This is a genomic window from Nocardia sp. CA-135398 (assembly GCF_050955845.1).
Classification (GTDB): domain Bacteria; phylum Actinomycetota; class Actinomycetes; order Mycobacteriales; family Mycobacteriaceae; genus Nocardia.
Window position 1 is genome coordinate 118,584 of sequence record NZ_CP192084.1, and the last position, 18,205, is coordinate 136,788.

Here is an 18,205-nt window from a genome sequence, read left to right on the forward strand (position 1 = left end):
CGAGGGTGGCGGTACGGTGCGGGGATGGTGGCGCGGGCGAAGGTGGGGTTGGCCTTCGGGTTCTGCATCGGGGCGGGGGTGGCGGTGCAGGGCCGGATCAATGGGGCGTTGGGGGTGCGGTTGCAGGATGGGATCGCGGCTGCCTGTATCAGTTTCGGCCTCGGGCTGGTGGTGTTGCTGATCGCGTTCGCGGTCAGTCGCCGGTTGCGGGATGGGCTGGTGCGGGTGCGGCGGGCGGTGGTCGATGGTGAACTGCGTCCGGTGCAGTTGTTCGGTGGGCTCTGCGGTGCGTTCTTCGTTGCGTGCCAAGGACTTACCGTTGCCGCGATCGGAGTCACCGCCTTCACCGTCGCCACGGTCGGCGGTCAATTGCTGAGCAGTCTGGTGGTGGACCGGCTCGGGCTGGCGCCGAACGGCCGCACTCCGGTCACTGTTTCGCGCGTCGGCGGAGCGTCGCTGGCCATGGTCGCTGTCGTCCTCGCCGTTGCGGGACGTTCCGATGCGTCGGTCGGTTCCGCGGCGGTTCCGGAATGGCTGCGCACCGGACCGACCGCTGTGCTGATCCTCTTGCCCGCGCTGGCCGGAATCGGATTGGCCTGGCAGCAGGCGGTCAACGGTCGCGTCGGCGCGGTCGGCGGCCCGTTCTCCGCCACCCTGGTGAACTTCGGCATCGGCACCGCGGCCCTGTTCGCCATCGAGGCATGCATCCTGGTCGGTACCGGCTGGCCGAGCGAATTCCCCAGCGAGCCATGGCTCTATCTCGGCGGCCTCATCGGTGTCGCCTTCATCGCCTTGGCCGCCATCACGGTCCGCTGGATCGGCGTCCTCCTACTCGGCCTGACATCGGTGGCAGGCCAACTCCTGGCCTCGATCACCCTGGACCTGCTCACCCCGACTGGCGCCGGACTCTCCCCGACAGCCGTATTCGGCTGCGCCCTCACCTTCGTCGCCGTCCTGGTCGCGACCCGCTCACAAACCTGACCCAGCGCATTGCGTCGCCTCGACCCATCGGTGCCCTCCGCTCGCAAGGCCGATCCCGATGTGCCGCGCTGCAATTCCGATAGCGCCGGGACCTTGATGCACTGGTGTGCCGCCATGACGATGCGCTCGCGAGGCCACATGCCGAGTCTGGTCGGCCTGACCACGGCACAGGAGGTGGACAAGTTGCGGCAGGCGGGCTGGACCGGCACATCGGCACAGATCAGCCAAACCACCCAGGACACCTTCGATACCAACAGCGTCGGCCGGGTCGTCAGCCAGCAGCCGGCGGCTGGATCGGCGATCGCGAAGAACGGGATTCCGATGGGCTCCGTCCTCGATGCGCTGGTGTGCGCAAGGTTGAGCGCGCGGGCCCGGTCTCAGCCGTCCGTGCTTCGGCATCCGTGGCGGGTCCCATGCTGTGACATCAGCGCGTCGATACGTGAGTCATGGCCATGTGGTCACGAGGACGATCCAGCATCGTGATGGCTGGTGCTCCCGGCACCAGGGTCAGTTCGATTGTCGCACTTGCCTGTTCGCGGTGGGCCTCGAGGATGCGCCCGAACTCGAGACCATCCACCCGGACATAGGCCGGCGACGTCGCTGGTCGACATCACCGGCAGATCTATCTCGCAGCGCTCGGATTCGTTCGGTCAGCTGCTGCCGAACCAGCCCGGCGGGAACAGCCACTGGCTCGAACCACCGCCCCAGCCGCCCCAACCGTCGTTGCCACCCCAACCCCCACCCCAGCCCCCATTGCCACCCCAATCGCCGCCCTTGCACCCGGGCCCGTAGCCAGGACAGTGCGGATTATCTGTCTGCACTACATCCGGTCCGGTTGTCGGCATCGCCATGGCGGGAACCGCCAGTGCAATCATCGGAGCCGCCATCGCCGCTCCGATCAGTGTGATATTTGCGAGTAGTCGGCGCGTGCTGATGCCGCGCGTCTTGTCGGTGATCATGGTGCCTTCTTCCGGCGAATCGTCGCGCGGACCTGAATCGCCGATCGTCGAGTTCCTTCGCTATTCCCCGACGCACCTGATTGTAGGAGCCCACGCTAGTCACCACCAGCATGGCAGCGGCCGAATTGCACCGAATTTCAGAACCGATCGACAGTCGGCAAAAGGCACCAGGGCCGATATTCAGACGAGCTTGCGCGAGCGCAGCTCGTGCCCTTTCGAGGTTTTGCACCGCCCGGATTCCAGGTCCCACTGCCACCCGTGCAAATTGCAGGTGAGGGTATTTCCTTCGACGACGCCGAATTTCGACAGATCCGCCTTCAAGTGGGGGCAGCGGCGCTGGACTTCCCAACCGGCCAATTCCGTTGAGGCGGAATCATCGTGCGCCTCGGCGAACCAGCCGTCCGCGTAGGCGATCCGTTCATCGGTGAGGCATTTGAAGAAGGTGTACAGGAATTCGTTGTAGCCGCCGATGCGCCAGGCCTGGAATCGAGTGGACAAGAAAATGGTATTCACCCAGTCCGGCTCATTGTCGCGCAGCACGGTACGTACCAGTTCCGGCGGGATCCGGAAGCCGTAGCGGTACTTGCCTTCACCCTCGATGGGCGCGCGCACCACGCGCTGGGGGAAGTCCAGCACCACGGTTTCGTCACCGATGACCAGCCCGACCGGATAGCCGATCCCGTCGCAGATCAGATCGCTCTGCTTCATGATCGGCTCGAACAGTGCCCGCAGCGGTTCCAGCAGCGGCTCGTCATCCGTTGCCCACGAAGCCTTTTCGGCCGCCAGCACCGGCGCGAGACGTTGTGCCATCAGTTCGATGTATTCGGCCTTGTTGTCATAGATCAGGCCCGGCTCGAATGGATGGGTCAGCGAGAGTTCGGCACCGCGCACATCGGCGACCGAACCCGGAATCATCAGGATCCCGCCCTCGTTGCCATGGATCTTCATCTGTTCCAGGAACACCATCTGATCCGGGAAGATATTGCCCTCGTCGCCGCGATCGTCATTGAGGTAGCGCAACTCGTCGTCGAGGAATACCGGCGGGCCGGCCGAGGGCACCACCCAGGTGGCGCCGACCTGCTCGATATAGCTGCGCGCCCGGTCCATTCCGCGTTGACGCTTCTGCTTACCGAAATTCGACTTGGTCCGCGCTGGAATGTCGTAGACCATCGGATACCAGATCGCGCCCGAGTACTGCAGCAGATGGATATCGACATGCCCGAACGCGTCGTGCAGCACATCCATATCCACCGGACGGGCATCGTTCATATTGAAACAGGTGGTCTCGCCGTCGGAGACGACCAGTCCGGAGTCGCCGATCGGTCCGTCGGCGGGTGCGCGCAGCGCGATGATCATGATGTCGATCTCGCCGCCGGGTCCGCTCACCCGATGCTTGACCGAGTCCTCGGTCTCGAAGAAATTGTGGAAGCCGAGCTGCTCCAGTTCGCGCCTGAGATCCGGCACCGGGTAGTCCGGCAGCAGCACGGTCGCGTCCTTGTTGACGTGCACGGCCAGGTGCGCCGCGTCGAAGTGATCGCGGTGCAGATGGGAGACGTACAGGAAATCGCAATTGCCCAGCTCGTCCCAGTCCAGCTGGGTGTTGTCCGGAAACGGGAACCACGAACCGAAGTACGCGGGGTTGACCCAGGGATCGCAAAGGATCGATCCGGCCGCGGTGCGGATGTGGAATCCGGCGTGTCCGACGCTGGTGATCTGCACGAGCTGCTCCTCCTGACCGTTACCAGCCATCAAGGGTAGTGGTTAGGCAGAAACGTCGCCGATGCAGTAGCCCTCGGCGCCCGCGGTCAGGGTGAAGGTACGAGTCTGCGTCACACCGGAGGCGTTCGTGACCGGAACCTCGACGGTGACGTAGCTCGCACGCAGCCGCTCCGAGCGGATCTCCTGATCGGTGAATTTAGTGGTCCCGGTCAGCCTGCCCGGGTTGTTGGCCAGCGGCGGAGCTGTCGGACTTCCGGTTCCGTTGGGATCCCAGTTCGCCGGGCTCGCCTTGCAGACCAGTGGGTACGTTCCCTCTTTATCGGCGGGATCGAGCGGGGTGCCGACGAAGCGGGACAGATAGCGCCGCACGGTGTGCCTGGCATCGGCCTCATTGGGTCCGGCTTCCGACCCGTCCTGCGCAACCCAGGGACAGACGATCTGGGATGAATTCTTCGTGGCCGCCACGAGTTCGCTTCGATCGAAGGTGACGGTCGTACCCGCGTTCTGCCAGGTGACGGCGCTCTGCGTGGTGGTCGCGGGTTGTGCGAGGGCCTTGAGGATCGCCGTCTGCTCGGTGGCCATATCCGCCACATTGCCCGGAGCCATCATCCAGCACTTGGACCGTAATTCGGCTGGCGTCGAGCCCGCCAAGACGGCGCCGAAGTGCGCCGCGACATCGGCCGCGCCGGGCAGGCCCGGAACCTCACCGACCGGCACCGCGAACGCCTGCGCCAAAACCTTCGTGGTTGTGGTCGTGGTCGCGGCGGACGGTGTCGTGGTCGGCGCCGATGTTTGCTCCGGCTCGTCGCCGGGAATGCCGGATACGGAATCGCAGCCGGTGAGCAGGACAGCGCCGGTCATCGCCAGAGCACCCATGATGGCCATCAGCCCTCTCCGGTCGCGTTCGCGCGGGTCCTTCCAGTCGCGTTCACGCGGTATCGGGCGGGCGCGTTCCACTTCGGGGGTCCTCTTTCGTAGACGTTGAGCGACGGGTCAGACGCGCGCAGTCGCGGCGGCTCTGCCGGATGGGACAGTCAGCGACTACGCTAGCGGAATTGTGGAACCCGTCTACCGGACGATAATCGGGCTTGCCCGTACCGTCTTCTTTGTCGAAGGTTTGAAGTTCAGCGTCAAGGGCGCTGAACATATTCCGGCGCGTGGTGGTGCCGTCCTGGCGGTGAACCACACCGGCTACATGGACTTCACCTACGCGGGTCTGCCGGTACGCACCCCCAAGCGGTACATCCGCTTCATGGCCAAAAAAGAGGTGTTCGACAACAACATCTCCGGCCCGATCATGCGGGCGCTCAAGCACATTCCGGTCGATCGGTCCGCGGGGGCCGACTCGTACCTCGCGGCGGTCGAATACCTCCGCAAGGGTGAGCTGGTCGGCGTGTATCCGGAGGCGACCATCAGCCGCAGCTTCGAGATCAAGGAATTCAAATCCGGCGCCGCGCGCATGGCGATCGAGGCGGACGTGCCGATCATTCCGATCGTCATCTGGGGCGCTCAGCGGGTGTGGACCAAGGGCTTCCCGAAGCGTCTGGGCCGCACCAATACTCCGATCTCCATTGCCGTCGGCGCACCGATCCAGCCCTATGAGCCCGCCGCCGAACTCACGGCCCAACTCCGCAGCACCATGCAGGCCATGCTGCTGGATCTGCAGAAGGATTATGTGCACGAACCCGGTGCGTACTGGGTACCGGCACGGTTGGGCGGCAGTGCGCCTACCCTCGAAGAAGCCGATGTCATGGATGCCGCCGAGGCCGAGGAGAAGGCGGCGCGCCGGGCGGCCGAGGATTCGCTGTAGGGGAAGTTATGTCGCGGGAACCGGTCTATGACATCCTCACCGGCTTGGTTCGCACGATGTTCGCGGTGCAGGGGCTACGCATCGACATCACCGGCCAGGACCGGATCCCGCGCACCGGGGGTGCCGTACTCGCCGTGAACCACACCGCCTACCTGGACTTCATGGAGGTCGGGCTGATCGGGCGCAACTCGCGGCGCAATGTCCGCTTCATGATGAAGGCCGAACTCGAGCACGGCATCGTCGGCTTTCTGATGAAGCACTGCAAGGCAATCGGCGTCGATCGCGCGGCCGGAGCGGCGTCATTCCGACGCGCTGTCGAGGCGTTGCGGTCGGGCGAACTGGTCGTGGTCTATCCGGAGGCGACCATCAGCCGCAGCTTCGAACTGAAGGAATTCAAATCCGGCGCGGCTCGGATGGCGATCGATGCGGATGTGCCGATCATTCCCATCGTGATCTGGGGCGCGCACCGCATCTGGACCAAGGGTTTCCCGAAACAACTCGGTCGCCATCGGTTTCCGATCAACATCCGCATCGGCGATCCGATCCCGCCCGCCGAACCGACCGAGGGCCTGACCGCCGAAATCCGTACCCGGATGGGCGAACTGCTCGAACAGGCGCAAACCGGCTACCCGATGCCCGAAGGCGCGCCTTGGGTTCCGGCCCGCCTCGGCGGCAACGCGCCCACCCTCGCCGAGGCGGCGGTGCTCGAGCGGGAAGAGATGGCCCGCCGTCGCGCTCGTGCGGCACAACACCGAACTCGCTGAGCTCAGGCAGACCGGCACGGGGTTGGTGCGGGCACCTGTCCCTGGAAGAACTTGGCCGGTGGCACACCCATCAGCGCTTTGAAGTCCGCCGACATGTGGGATTGGTCGTAGTAGCCATGGACTACTGCGACGTCGGCCAATGACGCCTCGGTGTTGCTCGCATCGGTGAGGATCTGGCGGACCCGGCCGATCCGGGCGAAATGCTTCGGTGAGATGCCGATTCCGTCGGTGAACAGGTTGCGTAGTTGGCGTTCGCTGACAGCGAGGTCGGTGGCGAGCCCGCGGACGGTCGGTGCTGCGGATATGGCGGCTACCGCATCGCGGAGCAGTTCGCGGTGGGTGCGTTGTCTCGCATCTTCGGAGATGCGTTGTGGGAGAACCTCTTCCAGGAACGGCAGCACCTCTTCCGTTGGCAGCGTGGCGAGTTCGTTCGCCAATTCCGCGGCGACACCGGGGAGGTCGGCGAGGCGGAAGACACGATCGGCGAGATCGGCGGCGGGGACGCCGAGCAGTTGCCTGGTGGCGCCGGGGGCAAGGCGCAACCGGGCGCAGCCAGCAGGTTTGTCGGGCTCGGAGTACGAGGCGCGGGTCTGCGGGCCGAGGACGAATACGTCGGGGCGGTCGGCGCGCACCACGATGGTCGTCCCAGCGTGCGGCACATGCGTGAACGGCAGCGACGCATCGGCGACGGTGGGGAAGCGTCCCAGCTCGGTGATCCACGGACGCAGCGATTCCGGTGCGGGCACCGTGGCTTCGATCAGGTCTACCTGCATGGTCACCCGACCCACTGTAAGCAGCTCACAGCCGGATACAGCGCCCGAAGCCGTGCCGAAATTTCCTATCGAACCGGGCAGCACCGGCGGCACGCTTTTCTCATGATCGTCATCACCGGTGCCACCGGCACCATCGGCAGTGAAATCGTCCGTCAGCTGGCCGCACGTGGGGTGCCGGTGCGCGCGGTGACGCGGAATCCGGAGCGGGTGCCCACCGAGGTCGAGGTGGTCCGGGGCGATTACCGCGACCCCGACTCGATGGCCGCCGCGATGACCGGCGCGGACGCCGCCTTCCTCGTCGGTGTCCTCGGCCCCGACGATGCCGAAACCGATCGCGCGCTGGTCAGTACGGCTCGCGACGCGGGCGTCCGCCGGATCGTCAAACTTTCCGCGATCGGCACCGGCGATCCCGAACTCGGTCGCGTCGGCACCTGGCATATGCCCGGCGAGCAGGCCGCCAGGGAAAGCGGCCTCGAATGGACGATTCTGCGTCCGTCGAGCTTCGCCTCCAACACATTGAGCTGGGCCGATGCCATCCGATCCGGCCAGCCCGTGCCGAATCTCACCGGTACCGGCAGCCAGGGCGTCATCGATCCACGCGACGTCGCCGCGGTCGCCGTCGAGGCTTTGCTGACGCCCGGCCATTCCGGACACATCTACACTCTCACCGGCCCTGCGCTGCTCACCTGCGCGGACCAGGTCGCCACCCTGGCGACGGTCCTCGGTCATCCGCTGGACGTGGTCGACCTGCCGGAAAACGTTGCGCGCGAACACATGATCTCGTCCGGCATGTCCCCGGAGTTCGTCGAAGGAGCACTCGCCGGCCAGGCCTACATCCGCGCCGGAGGCAACGCGACGCTCACCGACGACGTCCACCAAGTCCTTGGCCGCGCCCCCCGCAGCTACGCCGAATGGGCGACCGACCACGCCGCCTCCTTTACCCGGTTCGCGGACTCGAGCGCTTCCTGATACGCCACCGCGAATGTCCGATTTTCATTTGGACGCGGTGACGGACTAAAGTTCTGGGCGCACGTCGTCACGGCCTCCCGGCCCGACAAGCGCATGCGGATGTAGCGCAGCTGGTAGCGCATCACCTTGCCAAGGTGAGGGTCGCGGGTTCGAATCCCGTCATCCGCTCCACGAAAACACCAGGTCAGTAGCGTGAGTCGATGATTTCACGGATCGGACGTTTCGACGGATCCACACCGGGACGTTCGGCGAACTCGACACCGACCGCTTCTTCGAGATGCATCTCCAATCGGGTGTTGTAGATCTCGGAGACGGTGACGATCGCCTGGTACACCATCGCAGCGTCGAGGGTCCGCCAGCGCCCATCGGTGGTGCGGACACGGTTGGCGATCAGCACATGTGTGTGCAGGTCAGGGTCACCGGCACGGCTTTCCCGATGCGCGAACCGGGCCGCCACCAGGCCATCGACATCCACTTGGCGGACGCCGTTGCGGCCCAGCCGCGTGTACGTTGCGTTGTGCTCCAACCAGTGCAGCGCGTCATCGACGGCGGCATGGTTGGCGGCTTCGACCTTCTCCGCGACCTCTCGCGGGGCGATCGCCCATAGTGTTGAGACGCTCTTGACCGGACTGAAGGTGATGTCGAATCTGGCCACGGCTGTCGTCGGTGGTCGCGAGTTGCGTGCCACCCACCCCGACAATTCACGTGCATCAATGGGTGCGCGACCATAGTGTTCGGTGAACATTTTCGTCGCGATGGTGCTGCGAATCTGCGCGCGTTCGTCGTCGGAAATAGCGTCACCAGGGTCCGAACCGTGCGCGATATTGTGTGCTTCGTAGGCTTTCGCGCATCGTTTCCGGAATTCATTGTCATCGGAATAGACGCGGAAAGGATGCCCTAACCGTGACGCATTATCGGCTGCGCGGTGAGCGTCTTTGAGCTTGGCGTCTTTGTCCATCTCCTCGTTGAACACGCGGTCTTCGATCTGGTCGGCGTTCGGGTGACGACCCAGCCCGTACAGGGCTTTCATTTGTTCTTCGGTCACCTCGTCACCGGGCTGAATCCCCAACGCGGCCAAGCCTGCACCGTGCCAGCGCCCTGGTGACTCACCACGTGTCGAGTAGTAGTCGGCCAGGCTGGACCGGCCGCGAGCCGATGCGTCATTCGCGGCGACATTGCGGAGGTAGTAGAGGTAGCCGTTTCCAGCGACAACCTTATGAAGTGTCGCGGTCATACCTCCAGGAAGCACGACATCTGGTATAAAAGCTAGGGTTGAAGCGCGCCTATTTAGTGGCAAATCAGCCAAAATCCCTGGTCGTTATCTAATCGTTATCCTTGATGTAAAAGGTCTGCCTGTTGTAATTGAGTGTGGAGGGGGAATTTGAGGGTGTGTGTGGATATTTGGTTTGTTTAGGGATTAGTTGCGGTGTGCGGGGGTTGTGGAGTTGGGATATTGGTTGTGGGTGCTGTGGGCGTAGGGCCTCTGTTGCGGGAGAGCCCGTGCCTGGCCTGGAGCGTGGTCTGTGGCGGCGCACCGTCGAGCCGGGCGGTCAGGCACCTTTTGCCCAAGCCCAGGCCGTGAGCCGCCACTGTGTCCCCACCTTGCCGAGCGCGACGGTGAAGAGTGAGCCGGTTTGCGTTACCTGCTTGCCCCGCAGATTGACCGTCATGGTGGCGGGCACAACGACATACGCGTGGTCACCGGTGACGTCGACGTGGCGTGGTTCACCGAGCGCAATGTGGTAGCCCGAGGCTCCTGCGTGCTCGCCCTCCCTACGCACGTCCCTCCACCAGTCCTCGCTGGCTGTCGGTCCCTGCCAGACATGCGGCGACATACCGTCGAGTATCTGCATCGGGTCAGCACACAGCGCAGCCATCGCCTTCGAGTCACCGTTGTTGAAGGCATCGACATATTGGAGCACCACTGCCGTGGGCGGGTCGAGGGCGATGTCCATGTCGGGGACCGTAACTTGAGTTCTTCGCGCCGGGGCGAATGACGCTGTCGTGTCGTCGTTCATCTGCGAGGGCCCGGCGTCGAAGTCGCCCAAAATCCGCAACGTAGGTCCGAACACTTCGGCAGCTCGAACCGTCCAGGCAACCTTTCGGGCCGCAGGTCAGCCACTCGACAGTCCGCAAAGTTCGACCGGAAGGTCAGCCGAGGTTTAGCGCACCTGCCCAGCGAGGCGTCCTGCCGATCTCGGTCAAGATCTCGGCGCGCTCACGGTAGGCCGCGATGTCAGAGGCGGTGTCGGTAAACCACTCCGAAACGTGCGCCCAAGCTTTGCGGGCGTAATCGTGTTCGACGATGACCCATACTGCGGGGGCGTCCAGGTGGAGATCCGCGCCGTCGATCACGCAGTACGCGTAGCTTCGGTGTGAGGTCAGTACGAGCAGCCGGCCGGGAGTGCGCATCGTATGTTCCACGGTCGCAAGGGATGCGATCGCGTATCGCTTGGTGTCGCCGGTAACCGCGTACACACCGAAATGGGTGCCGGCCCCAACCACAAACCGGGTTCGCTGCCGACCATCCGCAGTACCGCCCGAACGGAGACTGGTACATCGGTGAAGCCCTGGGCCGTGGCGAAGCTGTCGATCTGGTCGTTGGAAGCCCCTACGACCGCGGAGCGGCGAAGACCGTTGTCTATCACCTGTTCCAGGGCCGCTTCGATAGTCTCGACCACGCGAATCTGCTGTTCGTTCACGATCGGAGCTGCATCCCCGAACTTCGGACTTACTCGTTAGAGGCGGGCATCCACGACATCGAGAAACTCGGTGATCTCGTCATCGAAGCTGGTGTCGTCACGGAGGTACTCGACGCTGAGTAGTGTCAGGTCCTGGCCAACCTTGGTTGGTGTGGTGAAGTCGGCCATGAATTGATCGAAGTCCGCCAAGTCCTCAGTGCAGCGCGTCAGCGCTCGTATGTAGTAGGACAACGCGATTGGCGCGTCCACCGCACGCAGCATGCCGTCGCATTGCTCGAGCCGCTCACGCCCCAGGTTGTAGATCAGCTGTCCGAAGCCACCGTTTTCACCTGGTAGTCGAAGTCAGCTGCTAGGACGGTGAGGTACACGAGATCGTGTGTCGATTCATCAAGATCCTCGGCATTGTCGATGAGTTGCGCCGCTCGCTGGCCCAGATCTTGGAGTCGTTCGTTGTACACGCTCACCCCAGACAGCCTAGAGACGCAAGGAGCCCGCTGATCCCATTGACGGGAAGCGGTCAGTCACGCAAGCAGATCGGCGTTCGGGGCGCGGACACCGAATCTGCAAGCTGGGCCCCGAGGATGCCCGTGCCCGGAGCTACATTGCGGATCGTGGTTCGGCAGTACGCTGCTTCGCGAGGTTCGTCCGGAAAGTCGATTTGTTCTGGTCGGGTAGAGGTTTCGGTGCTCGGGACTGTTTCTATTTGAGTGGCTTCGGCTTTCGGGTTCTGGTGACGTAGGGGAAGCGAGCGGGCGGAAGTGCCTGTCCGTGTCGAGCTCGGTGGCGTGTCTGCCCTCGATCCGGCCGTTGGGAAAGGCTCTTCGGTTGGGGCGCAATCGGGACGAAGCCGATTGGCCGGTGGTCGTTCATCAAGTTCCAGCGGGGATGGCAAGCGTTCGTCGACCGGGCGGCGGGCAGCGAGCGCTAGGTATGCTGCGAAGGCTTGGTTTGGCGGTGGCCGATAGATCGTGAGCGGGGGAGGCTAGGCGATTGGCTGACATCGATGGCGTTGGCGCGTTGCGGGCGGAGATCGCCGCCTTTTATGCAGGTTTCGGTCAGCCGGAGGTGCTGGCGGCGGCGTTCCGGCAGGCGGGTTTGTTGGTGCCGCTAATCGACGACGATCGCCTGTGCACGTCCCGGCTCGGGGGTGTCGATTGGATCTGTGCGTTCACCAGTGTCGAGGAGTACGCCCGATACATGGCTGCGCGGGGTGTCGTCGGTGATCAGGAGTACCGGTATCAGTCGTTGTTGGGGTGGCGGCTGGTGGAGTACGCGGCTGGGCGGTCGGAGCCGACGGGGGTGGCTGTCGATATCACCGGTTCGGCGCCGATCGCGTTTCCGCCGCAGGTGTCGGACGATTCGGCCAGGGAGGGGAGGTAGCGGGTGGGGGATCAGCTGAATGTCGACCCCGCGGTGCTGCAGCAGGCCGCGGACGGGATCACCGGTGTCATCGGCGAGCTGTCCGATCTCGGTATTGGGGAGACCGGGGCGATGGGGCGCGGGTTCTCGCTGTTGACCCTGTCGCCGATGGAGGCGGGTAAAGCGTCGGTACAGAAGGCTTTCGAGACGTTCACCGAGCGATGGTCGTGGGGTGTGCGGTCGTTGGTGCAGGCGGGCAACGAGATCGCGAAGACGTTGGGGTTGGCGGCGGGGCGCTATCACATCATGGATGAGAAGTTCTCCGACACGTTCAAGGAGATGTTCACGCAGCTGACGGGAAACCCGCATCTGTCGAAGGAAGAGATCGATGCGCGGTCGTGGGGAGAGACGTTGGCCGACAATCAGTTCAACCAGATCCGCCACACCGATTACAGCGCCGAGTCGTTCCAGAACGCGTTCACTCATATCGGCACGAACATCAAGGTGATCGAGGCGGTGGGCCCGGACGCGTTGGGCAACAACGGTCCGATACCAGGGATACCAAGGCATTGGAATACCGGTGCCGCCGAGCGGGCGGCGGAGATCATGAATGGCCAAGGTGGGGGCGAATAGGTGAGTGGTCTCGGTGATTTCGTCAACAAGGTCGGTGACGCGGTCGAGCACGGCGTCGAATCGGCCACGCAGAAGGCGGGTGAGCTTGCCGATGCTGGTTTGGATGCGGCGGCGGGGCTGGCGCGCAAGGTCGGTGCCGACGGGGTCGCGGAGGACCTCGACGACCTCGGCGACAAGATCGCCGATCTGGCCGGCGGTGAAATCAAGGAACGTGAACTCGGACAGACCACTGATCCGAAAGAGCTGATCCGGGGTGAGCCCTCGGCGATCCACGACGCGGTCGAGGCGCTGCAGAAGATGGGCGATTCGATCGGCAAGACCGGTGACGCGCTGCGCACGGTCAACACCGCGGACTGGACCGGCTCGGCTGCTGAGGAGTTCCACACCGAGTTCGCCAAACAGCCGAAGCTGTGGTGGGAGGGCGCCGATGCGATGCACAAAGCATCGGCTGTGCTCGATGGCTGGTACCACGAGGTCACCGCGGCACAAACCAAAGCCGCGGATGCGATCGCGAAATGGGAAGCGGCCGACACCGAGGAAACCACCAAGAAGAACCAGTGGAACGCCCTGTCGGACGAGCAGAAACGCAAGACGTCTCTGACCGACACGTGGACCTCGATCCGCAACGAGGCCCGCGAGATCCTGCGCGGCGCACGCTCACAGCGTGACAACGCAGCAGCCTCTGCTGCGGCGGCGTTGGCTGCGGCGACCGAGGCCGCCCCGACCGAACCGCCGTTCACTGAACGCTGGACCGACAATCTCTCGGACCTATCCGGTGCGTTGGATCAGGCGAAGCTGAACTTCACCTCCGGGTTGTTGACCAGTTTCACCGGGATCGTGCAGTTCGTGCGTCAGGTCAGCCCGATGGATGCCTACAACCTGACCCATCCGGCCGAATACTTCTCGGGGATGTCGGATTTGGGCACCGGGCTGGTGGTCGCGGCGGCCGATCCCGGGGCAACAGTGTCCTCGATCCTGTCCGGTGCACGGAAGAACCCGTCGGAGTTCCTCGGCTCTTTGACCGGTGACCTGATCACCACCGTCGGCACCGGCGGCGCGGGCGCCGCCAAACCAGCGCTGTCCGCGGTCGAGAAGATCGGCGACGTGTCCAAGGTCAGCAAAGCGACCCACACCGTGGCCAGCGCGGCAGAACACGCCCCGCACACCACACCGCATACCCCGAGCGGCACTCCCACGCCCCACACTCCCTCCTCGATCCCGCACGAATCCGGCGCACCAACGAGCACACACCCGACAACCGAAGCGCCGTCGCCAACCACGACCGCAAGCGAGCCGGGTACCCCCGCCGGAACCCACCCGAGCACCAGCGAGCTCGGCACACAACCACACGCGACAACCGAATCGCCAACGCAACCAGGCACGACCAACCCGCAACCTGAAACCCCCACCCACACACCGGACTCCGGCACACCAGGCCCAGACAACCCGACACCGGGACACGCTCAGCCGGACTCACCGCAGCCAGCGCATTCCGAACAGCCTGTATCGCAGTCACATCCAACCAGCGAGCACCCGAGCGACGCACCACATGAGCAGCGCCCCGATTCCCCTTCAACGCGACCGGATTCCGACACGTCACCGCGGACTGAGCCCGAAACACCGCACCAATCGTCTGACTCCAACCCAACTCCCCACACCGATTCACCCAGCACACCAACAGACCACGGCAGCAACGACCCACAGAACACTCACGACGGAAATCCGACCCATCCGGACGGCCACGACACAACACCGGGCGTACATGACACACTGCCCCCGGAACAACAGCCAACACACCACGATGGTGCGCAGGAGAATCCCACGCCGCAGGACCGCGCCGACGCCGATACCGGGGCGCACGGCAAGGCAGAGGAATCCGGCCCAGAGAAAGACCAAACCCCGGACCAGAAGACTTGCTCCGACGACCCTGTCGACATCGCGACCGGCGAATTTCTCCTCCCCGAAACCGATGTCGATCTACCGGGCGTACTTGCGCTTACACTGCGTCGCACGCACGGCTCGAACTACCGATTCGGTCGCTGGTTCGGTCCCTCCTGGTCGGCCACGTTGGACATGCGCCTTGTCGTCGAGCATGAGGGTGTCACCTTCATCGGCGAAGACGGCATCATGCTGGCCTACCCCCACGCAGAGGTCGGAGTCGCCGTAGAACCGATCACCGGCGGTCAGCGATGGACATTGACTCGCACCGAGGTCGGCGGCTATCGGGTGTGGGATCAGCACCGCGAAATAGTCCGGCACTTCGCTCCCGAATCCGCGTTGGGCGGTATCGACTCCCGCCTGGGCAACTACGCGATCTCGGCGATCACCGATCGCCACCGCAACCGAATCCGCTTCCACTACGACACCGATGGCGCACCGGTGGAAATCTCACACTCCGGTGGGTATCGAGTTCGCGTCGAAACCTCCGCAGGACGGGTGACCGGCCTGTCCGTCCTGGGCGCCGACCGACATGGCGTCGAAACCAGCACCCCGGTACGGCAATTCACATACGACGCTGGCGAGCTGTCGGCAGTGATCAATGCCGTCGGCTCTACCACCAGCTACACCTACGACGTCGAACACCGGATGACGTCCTGGACCGACTCCAACGGCAACCGCATGGTCAACACCTACGATGAGGCCGGGCGCGTCATCTACCAGCGCGGAACCGCCGGAATCCTCGATACCGAGTATGAATACCTCCAATTCCCCGACGGCACCGGCAGTCTCACCACCCTCACCGACTCCCTCGGCGCGACAACCACCCACGGCTTCGACCGAGATCTGCGGCTGCGCGACCTGGTCGATCCCTTCGGTGGCCGTACCCACATCGACTACAACGCCGACCGCCGACCACTGAAGGTGATCGCACCCGATGGCACGGTGACCCAATACCGTTACACGCGCGACGGTGACGTTAGTGAAATCCTGCGCCCCGACGGCAATTCCGTCGAGATCGCGTACATGTGGCGTAACCGTCCCACGCGATTCACCGACGCGGACGGCGCAGTTCGGCACCAGGAGTGGAACAAGAACGGCGATCTCGCGGCGACCGTGGACGCTGCCGGAGCCAGGACGACCTACTCCTATCACCTCAACGGTGCCGTTGCCGAGGTCACCGACGCAGGCGGTGCACGCACCGCCGTCGAGGTGAACACAGCCGGACTCCCGGTCCGAGTGGTCGACCCGCTGGGGGCGGTCACCACCATCGAGCGTGACAGCTTCGGCCGCCCCTGCGAGGTAATCGACCCACTCGGCGCCGTGACTCGCTACGAATGGCGGCCCGATGGAAAACTGCTGCGCCGCACCGACCCTGACGGCTATACAGAATCCTGGACATATGACGGCGAGGGAAATGTCCTAACCCACGCCACCCGCGCCGACACTGTCACCACCTACGACTACGGCGCCTTCGACCTGCTGCAAACACGCACAGAGCCCGACGGGTCGACCACTCGCTACACCTGGGACGCTCAACGCCGACTCACTGCGGTCACCAACCCCCTCGGCCAAACCTGGAGCTACACTTACGATCCCGCTGGCCGGTTGATCTCCGAGATCGACTACACCGGCGCCACCACCAGCTACGCACACGACCAGGCCGGACGCGTCGCCGCCGTCACCCCGGCAACGGGAGTCAGCCGCCACTACACTCACGATGTCCTCGGTCGCCTCACTCAGATCGTCGCCGACACAGGCGAATGGGTCCGCTACACTCGCGACCCCGCCGGCCGCGTCCTCACCGCCGACACCGGGACCGGCGAAACCCCCACTCACACTCTGGAATTCGTCTATACCGCGACAGGGCGCGTCGCCTCTCAGAAGCTCGACGGTCACTCCGTCACGACCTTCGAACACGACCGACAGAGCCGCCGAACGCGCCGAACCACTCCCTCCGGCGCCACTACTGACTGGCATTATGACTTCACCGGACGCGTCCGAGCCCTCAAAACCAACGACCACGACATCACCTTCACCCATGACTCGATCGGCCGTCCCATCGGCTGGCGTGTCGATGAAATCGCAATCGACCGCATCCTGACCAGCATCGGCTACGTCACCCACCAAGCAGTCACTGCCTATCCGGGTACTTCGCTGGCGCTTGATCTCGGACCCTCCGTGCGCCCCAGACCACGGCAGGTGCGATCCGACGAGTACATCTATCGTCCCGACGGATACCTCACCGGCCATATCGCAACCGGTTCCGATGGTGTGGTGATCGGTCAGCGCGACTTCGCCCTGGATGCGGTCGGTCGCGTCACCCGCATCTCCACCGGCGGCGTCCTTGCCGAACAGTACGGCTACGACGCCATGGGCAACGTCGCAAGCACACTGGTTGCCCACGCTCCTGACGCCATTCGGCCGCCCAGTACGGCGGGCATCCCTCCTGGCCAGGACTCGAGTACCGACAACCTGCGTGAATACCGCAACAATCTCCTCATCCGCGACGGACGCACCCGCTACCACTACGACCGAGCCGGTCGACTCATCCGCAAGACCACTACTCGTCTGTCTCACAAACCCGACGTTTGGCACTACCGCTACAACGGTTTCGACCAGCTCACCGACGTATGGACCCCGGATCATCAGTGGTGGCGTTACACCTATGACGCGCTCGGCCGCCGCACCACCAAACAGCGACTCACTACCGACGGCACTGTCCTCGAGCAAACGGACTACACCTGGGACGCCACCCACCTCATCGAACAGTCCACGCCCAGTGCAACTACACGCTGGCAGTACCACCCCGGCAGCTACACACCCATCACGCAAGAGACCGACCAGGCTGCGGTCGACCGAGAATTCTTCGCTATCGTCACCGACCTCGTCGGTACCCCTGTCGAACTCATCGACCCCAGCAACGGCCACAGCACCGCCACCGCCACGACCGATCTCTGGGGACGGACCACCTGGCATGGCACCGCCGCCAGCCCCCTACGCTTCCCTGGCCAAATTCACGACGCGGAAACCGGTCTGCACTACAACTACCAACGCGTGTATGACCCAGCCACGGGCCGTTACCTCACCCAAGACCCCCTCGGTCTCGCGCCTGCGCCCAACCCGAACACCTATCCACACAACCCACTCAGTTGGAGCGATCCACTCGGCCTGATTCCCGAGGGATGTGGCAAAAGGTTCGAAACACGAGACGATGCGGAGCGCGCAGCTTTCGAAGCAGCAGGTGTCCCCTACGGAAGGACTCCTGATGCCGAGTGGACAGTAATGGGAGACGTCCGCTACGCCCATGTTCCTGGCCATTTTTACTCGCCCGATCCGACGCACTGGGGGAATTTCAGGCAATTCGAGATGGAGCAAGGGTCACGGGTGATCGTGGAACACACCGATGATCCGGCCGGAACACACTTTCACGCCGGACAGCCCAAAGGTGATTCAACCCAAACTGGGGTCAACTTCGGATGGGACAACTCTCCAGGTCCTCCTGGAGGGAGTCGATACAATGAAACATTCCAGCGATACGGGAGCATTGATGGGCCGCATGGCGACCACCATTTCTTCTACTGAAAGAAGTGACCGG

General features: G+C 64.0%; 17 protein-coding genes and 1 tRNA gene. 9 read left to right on the forward strand and 9 right to left on the reverse strand.

Going from position 1 to position 18,205, the window contains the following annotated elements; all coding sequences use genetic code 11:
* Positions 1-24: 24 nt before the first annotated feature.
* A complete protein-coding gene (locus ACQP1T_RS00555) occupies positions 25-981 on the forward strand; it encodes a DMT family transporter (protein WP_433757977.1) in 957 nt (318 codons plus the stop codon).
* A gap of 114 nt (positions 982-1,095) precedes the next feature.
* Complete coding sequence (locus ACQP1T_RS00560; protein WP_433757978.1) at positions 1,096-1,464, forward strand: PASTA domain-containing protein; 369 nt, start codon at positions 1,096-1,098, stop codon at positions 1,462-1,464.
* A 167-nt stretch (positions 1,465-1,631) separates the two neighbouring features.
* On the opposite strand, the gene ACQP1T_RS00565 is transcribed toward ACQP1T_RS00560, so the two are convergent.
* From ACQP1T_RS00565 to ACQP1T_RS00575, 3 genes are all read right to left on the reverse strand, one after another.
* Positions 1,632-1,940, reverse strand: a complete 309-nt coding sequence (locus ACQP1T_RS00565) for a hypothetical protein (protein WP_433757979.1) — start codon at positions 1,938-1,940, stop codon at positions 1,632-1,634.
* Positions 1,941-2,120: 180 nt separating this feature from the next.
* Positions 2,121-3,659 (reverse strand): Rieske 2Fe-2S domain-containing protein, encoded by a 1,539-nt coding sequence (locus ACQP1T_RS00570; protein WP_433762551.1) that lies wholly within the window; start codon positions 3,657-3,659, stop codon positions 2,121-2,123.
* A 42-nt stretch (positions 3,660-3,701) separates the two neighbouring features.
* Positions 3,702-4,616: a hypothetical protein gene (locus tag ACQP1T_RS00575; protein WP_433757980.1), complete on the reverse strand. Its 915-nt coding sequence runs from the start codon at positions 4,614-4,616 to the stop codon at positions 3,702-3,704.
* A gap of 100 nt (positions 4,617-4,716) precedes the next feature.
* On the opposite strand from ACQP1T_RS00575, the gene ACQP1T_RS00580 reads away from it, so the two are divergent.
* Together ACQP1T_RS00580 and ACQP1T_RS00585 are read left to right on the forward strand one after the other, a co-directional pair.
* Entirely contained in the window at positions 4,717-5,469 is a 753-nt protein-coding gene (locus ACQP1T_RS00580) for a lysophospholipid acyltransferase family protein (protein ID WP_433757981.1), read from the forward strand.
* Positions 5,470-5,477: 8 nt separating this feature from the next.
* Entirely contained in the window at positions 5,478-6,233 is a 756-nt protein-coding gene (locus tag ACQP1T_RS00585; RefSeq protein WP_433757982.1) for a lysophospholipid acyltransferase family protein, read from the forward strand.
* 2 nt (positions 6,234-6,235) lie between these two features.
* Here ACQP1T_RS00585 and ACQP1T_RS00590 read toward each other — a convergent pair whose 3' ends face one another.
* Positions 6,236-7,006, reverse strand: a complete 771-nt coding sequence (locus ACQP1T_RS00590) for a helix-turn-helix domain-containing protein (RefSeq protein ID WP_433762553.1) — start codon at positions 7,004-7,006, stop codon at positions 6,236-6,238.
* A 102-nt stretch (positions 7,007-7,108) separates the two neighbouring features.
* On the opposite strand from ACQP1T_RS00590, the gene ACQP1T_RS00595 reads away from it, so the two are divergent.
* On the forward strand, positions 7,109-7,975 hold the full coding sequence (locus ACQP1T_RS00595) for an NAD(P)H-binding protein (RefSeq protein WP_433757983.1): 867 nt from the start codon (positions 7,109-7,111) through the stop codon (positions 7,973-7,975).
* Between the two features lie 95 nt (positions 7,976-8,070).
* Positions 8,071-8,146: transfer RNA gene (locus ACQP1T_RS00600), tRNA-Gly, on the forward strand.
* Positions 8,147-8,159: 13 nt separating this feature from the next.
* On the opposite strand, the gene mobF is transcribed toward ACQP1T_RS00600, so the two are convergent.
* The 5 genes from mobF to ACQP1T_RS00625 form a co-directional block, all read right to left on the reverse strand.
* Positions 8,160-9,281 (reverse strand): MobF family relaxase, encoded by a 1,122-nt coding sequence (mobF, locus tag ACQP1T_RS00605; RefSeq protein WP_433757984.1) that lies wholly within the window; start codon positions 9,279-9,281, stop codon positions 8,160-8,162.
* Positions 9,282-9,525: 244 nt separating this feature from the next.
* The gene (locus tag ACQP1T_RS00610; protein ID WP_433757985.1) at positions 9,526-9,930 is read right to left on the reverse strand and encodes a nuclear transport factor 2 family protein; all 405 of its coding nucleotides are present in this window, start codon (positions 9,928-9,930) and stop codon (positions 9,526-9,528) included.
* Positions 9,931-10,126: 196 nt separating this feature from the next.
* On the reverse strand, positions 10,127-10,387 hold the full coding sequence (locus ACQP1T_RS00615) for a hypothetical protein (RefSeq protein WP_433757986.1): 261 nt from the start codon (positions 10,385-10,387) through the stop codon (positions 10,127-10,129).
* Between the two features lie 326 nt (positions 10,388-10,713).
* A complete protein-coding gene (locus ACQP1T_RS00620) occupies positions 10,714-10,983 on the reverse strand; it encodes a hypothetical protein (protein WP_433762554.1) in 270 nt (89 codons plus the stop codon).
* On the reverse strand, positions 10,980-11,141 hold the full coding sequence (locus tag ACQP1T_RS00625; RefSeq protein WP_433757987.1) for a hypothetical protein: 162 nt from the start codon (positions 11,139-11,141) through the stop codon (positions 10,980-10,982). The genes ACQP1T_RS00620 and ACQP1T_RS00625 overlap by 4 nt, the downstream gene beginning before the upstream one ends.
* Positions 11,142-11,667: 526 nt before the next feature.
* Between ACQP1T_RS00625 and ACQP1T_RS00630 the strand changes: the two genes are divergently transcribed.
* The 3 genes from ACQP1T_RS00630 to ACQP1T_RS00640 are packed head-to-tail and all read left to right on the forward strand — an operon-like array spanning position 11,668 to position 18,192.
* Positions 11,668-12,057 (forward strand): hypothetical protein, encoded by a 390-nt coding sequence (locus tag ACQP1T_RS00630; protein WP_433757989.1) that lies wholly within the window; start codon positions 11,668-11,670, stop codon positions 12,055-12,057.
* A gap of 3 nt (positions 12,058-12,060) precedes the next feature.
* A complete protein-coding gene (locus tag ACQP1T_RS00635; protein ID WP_433757990.1) occupies positions 12,061-12,669 on the forward strand; it encodes a type VII secretion target in 609 nt (202 codons plus the stop codon).
* On the forward strand, positions 12,670-18,192 hold the full coding sequence (locus ACQP1T_RS00640; RefSeq protein ID WP_433757991.1) for a putative T7SS-secreted protein: 5,523 nt from the start codon (positions 12,670-12,672) through the stop codon (positions 18,190-18,192). It begins immediately after the preceding gene.
* The last annotated feature ends 13 nt before the right edge of the window (positions 18,193-18,205 follow it).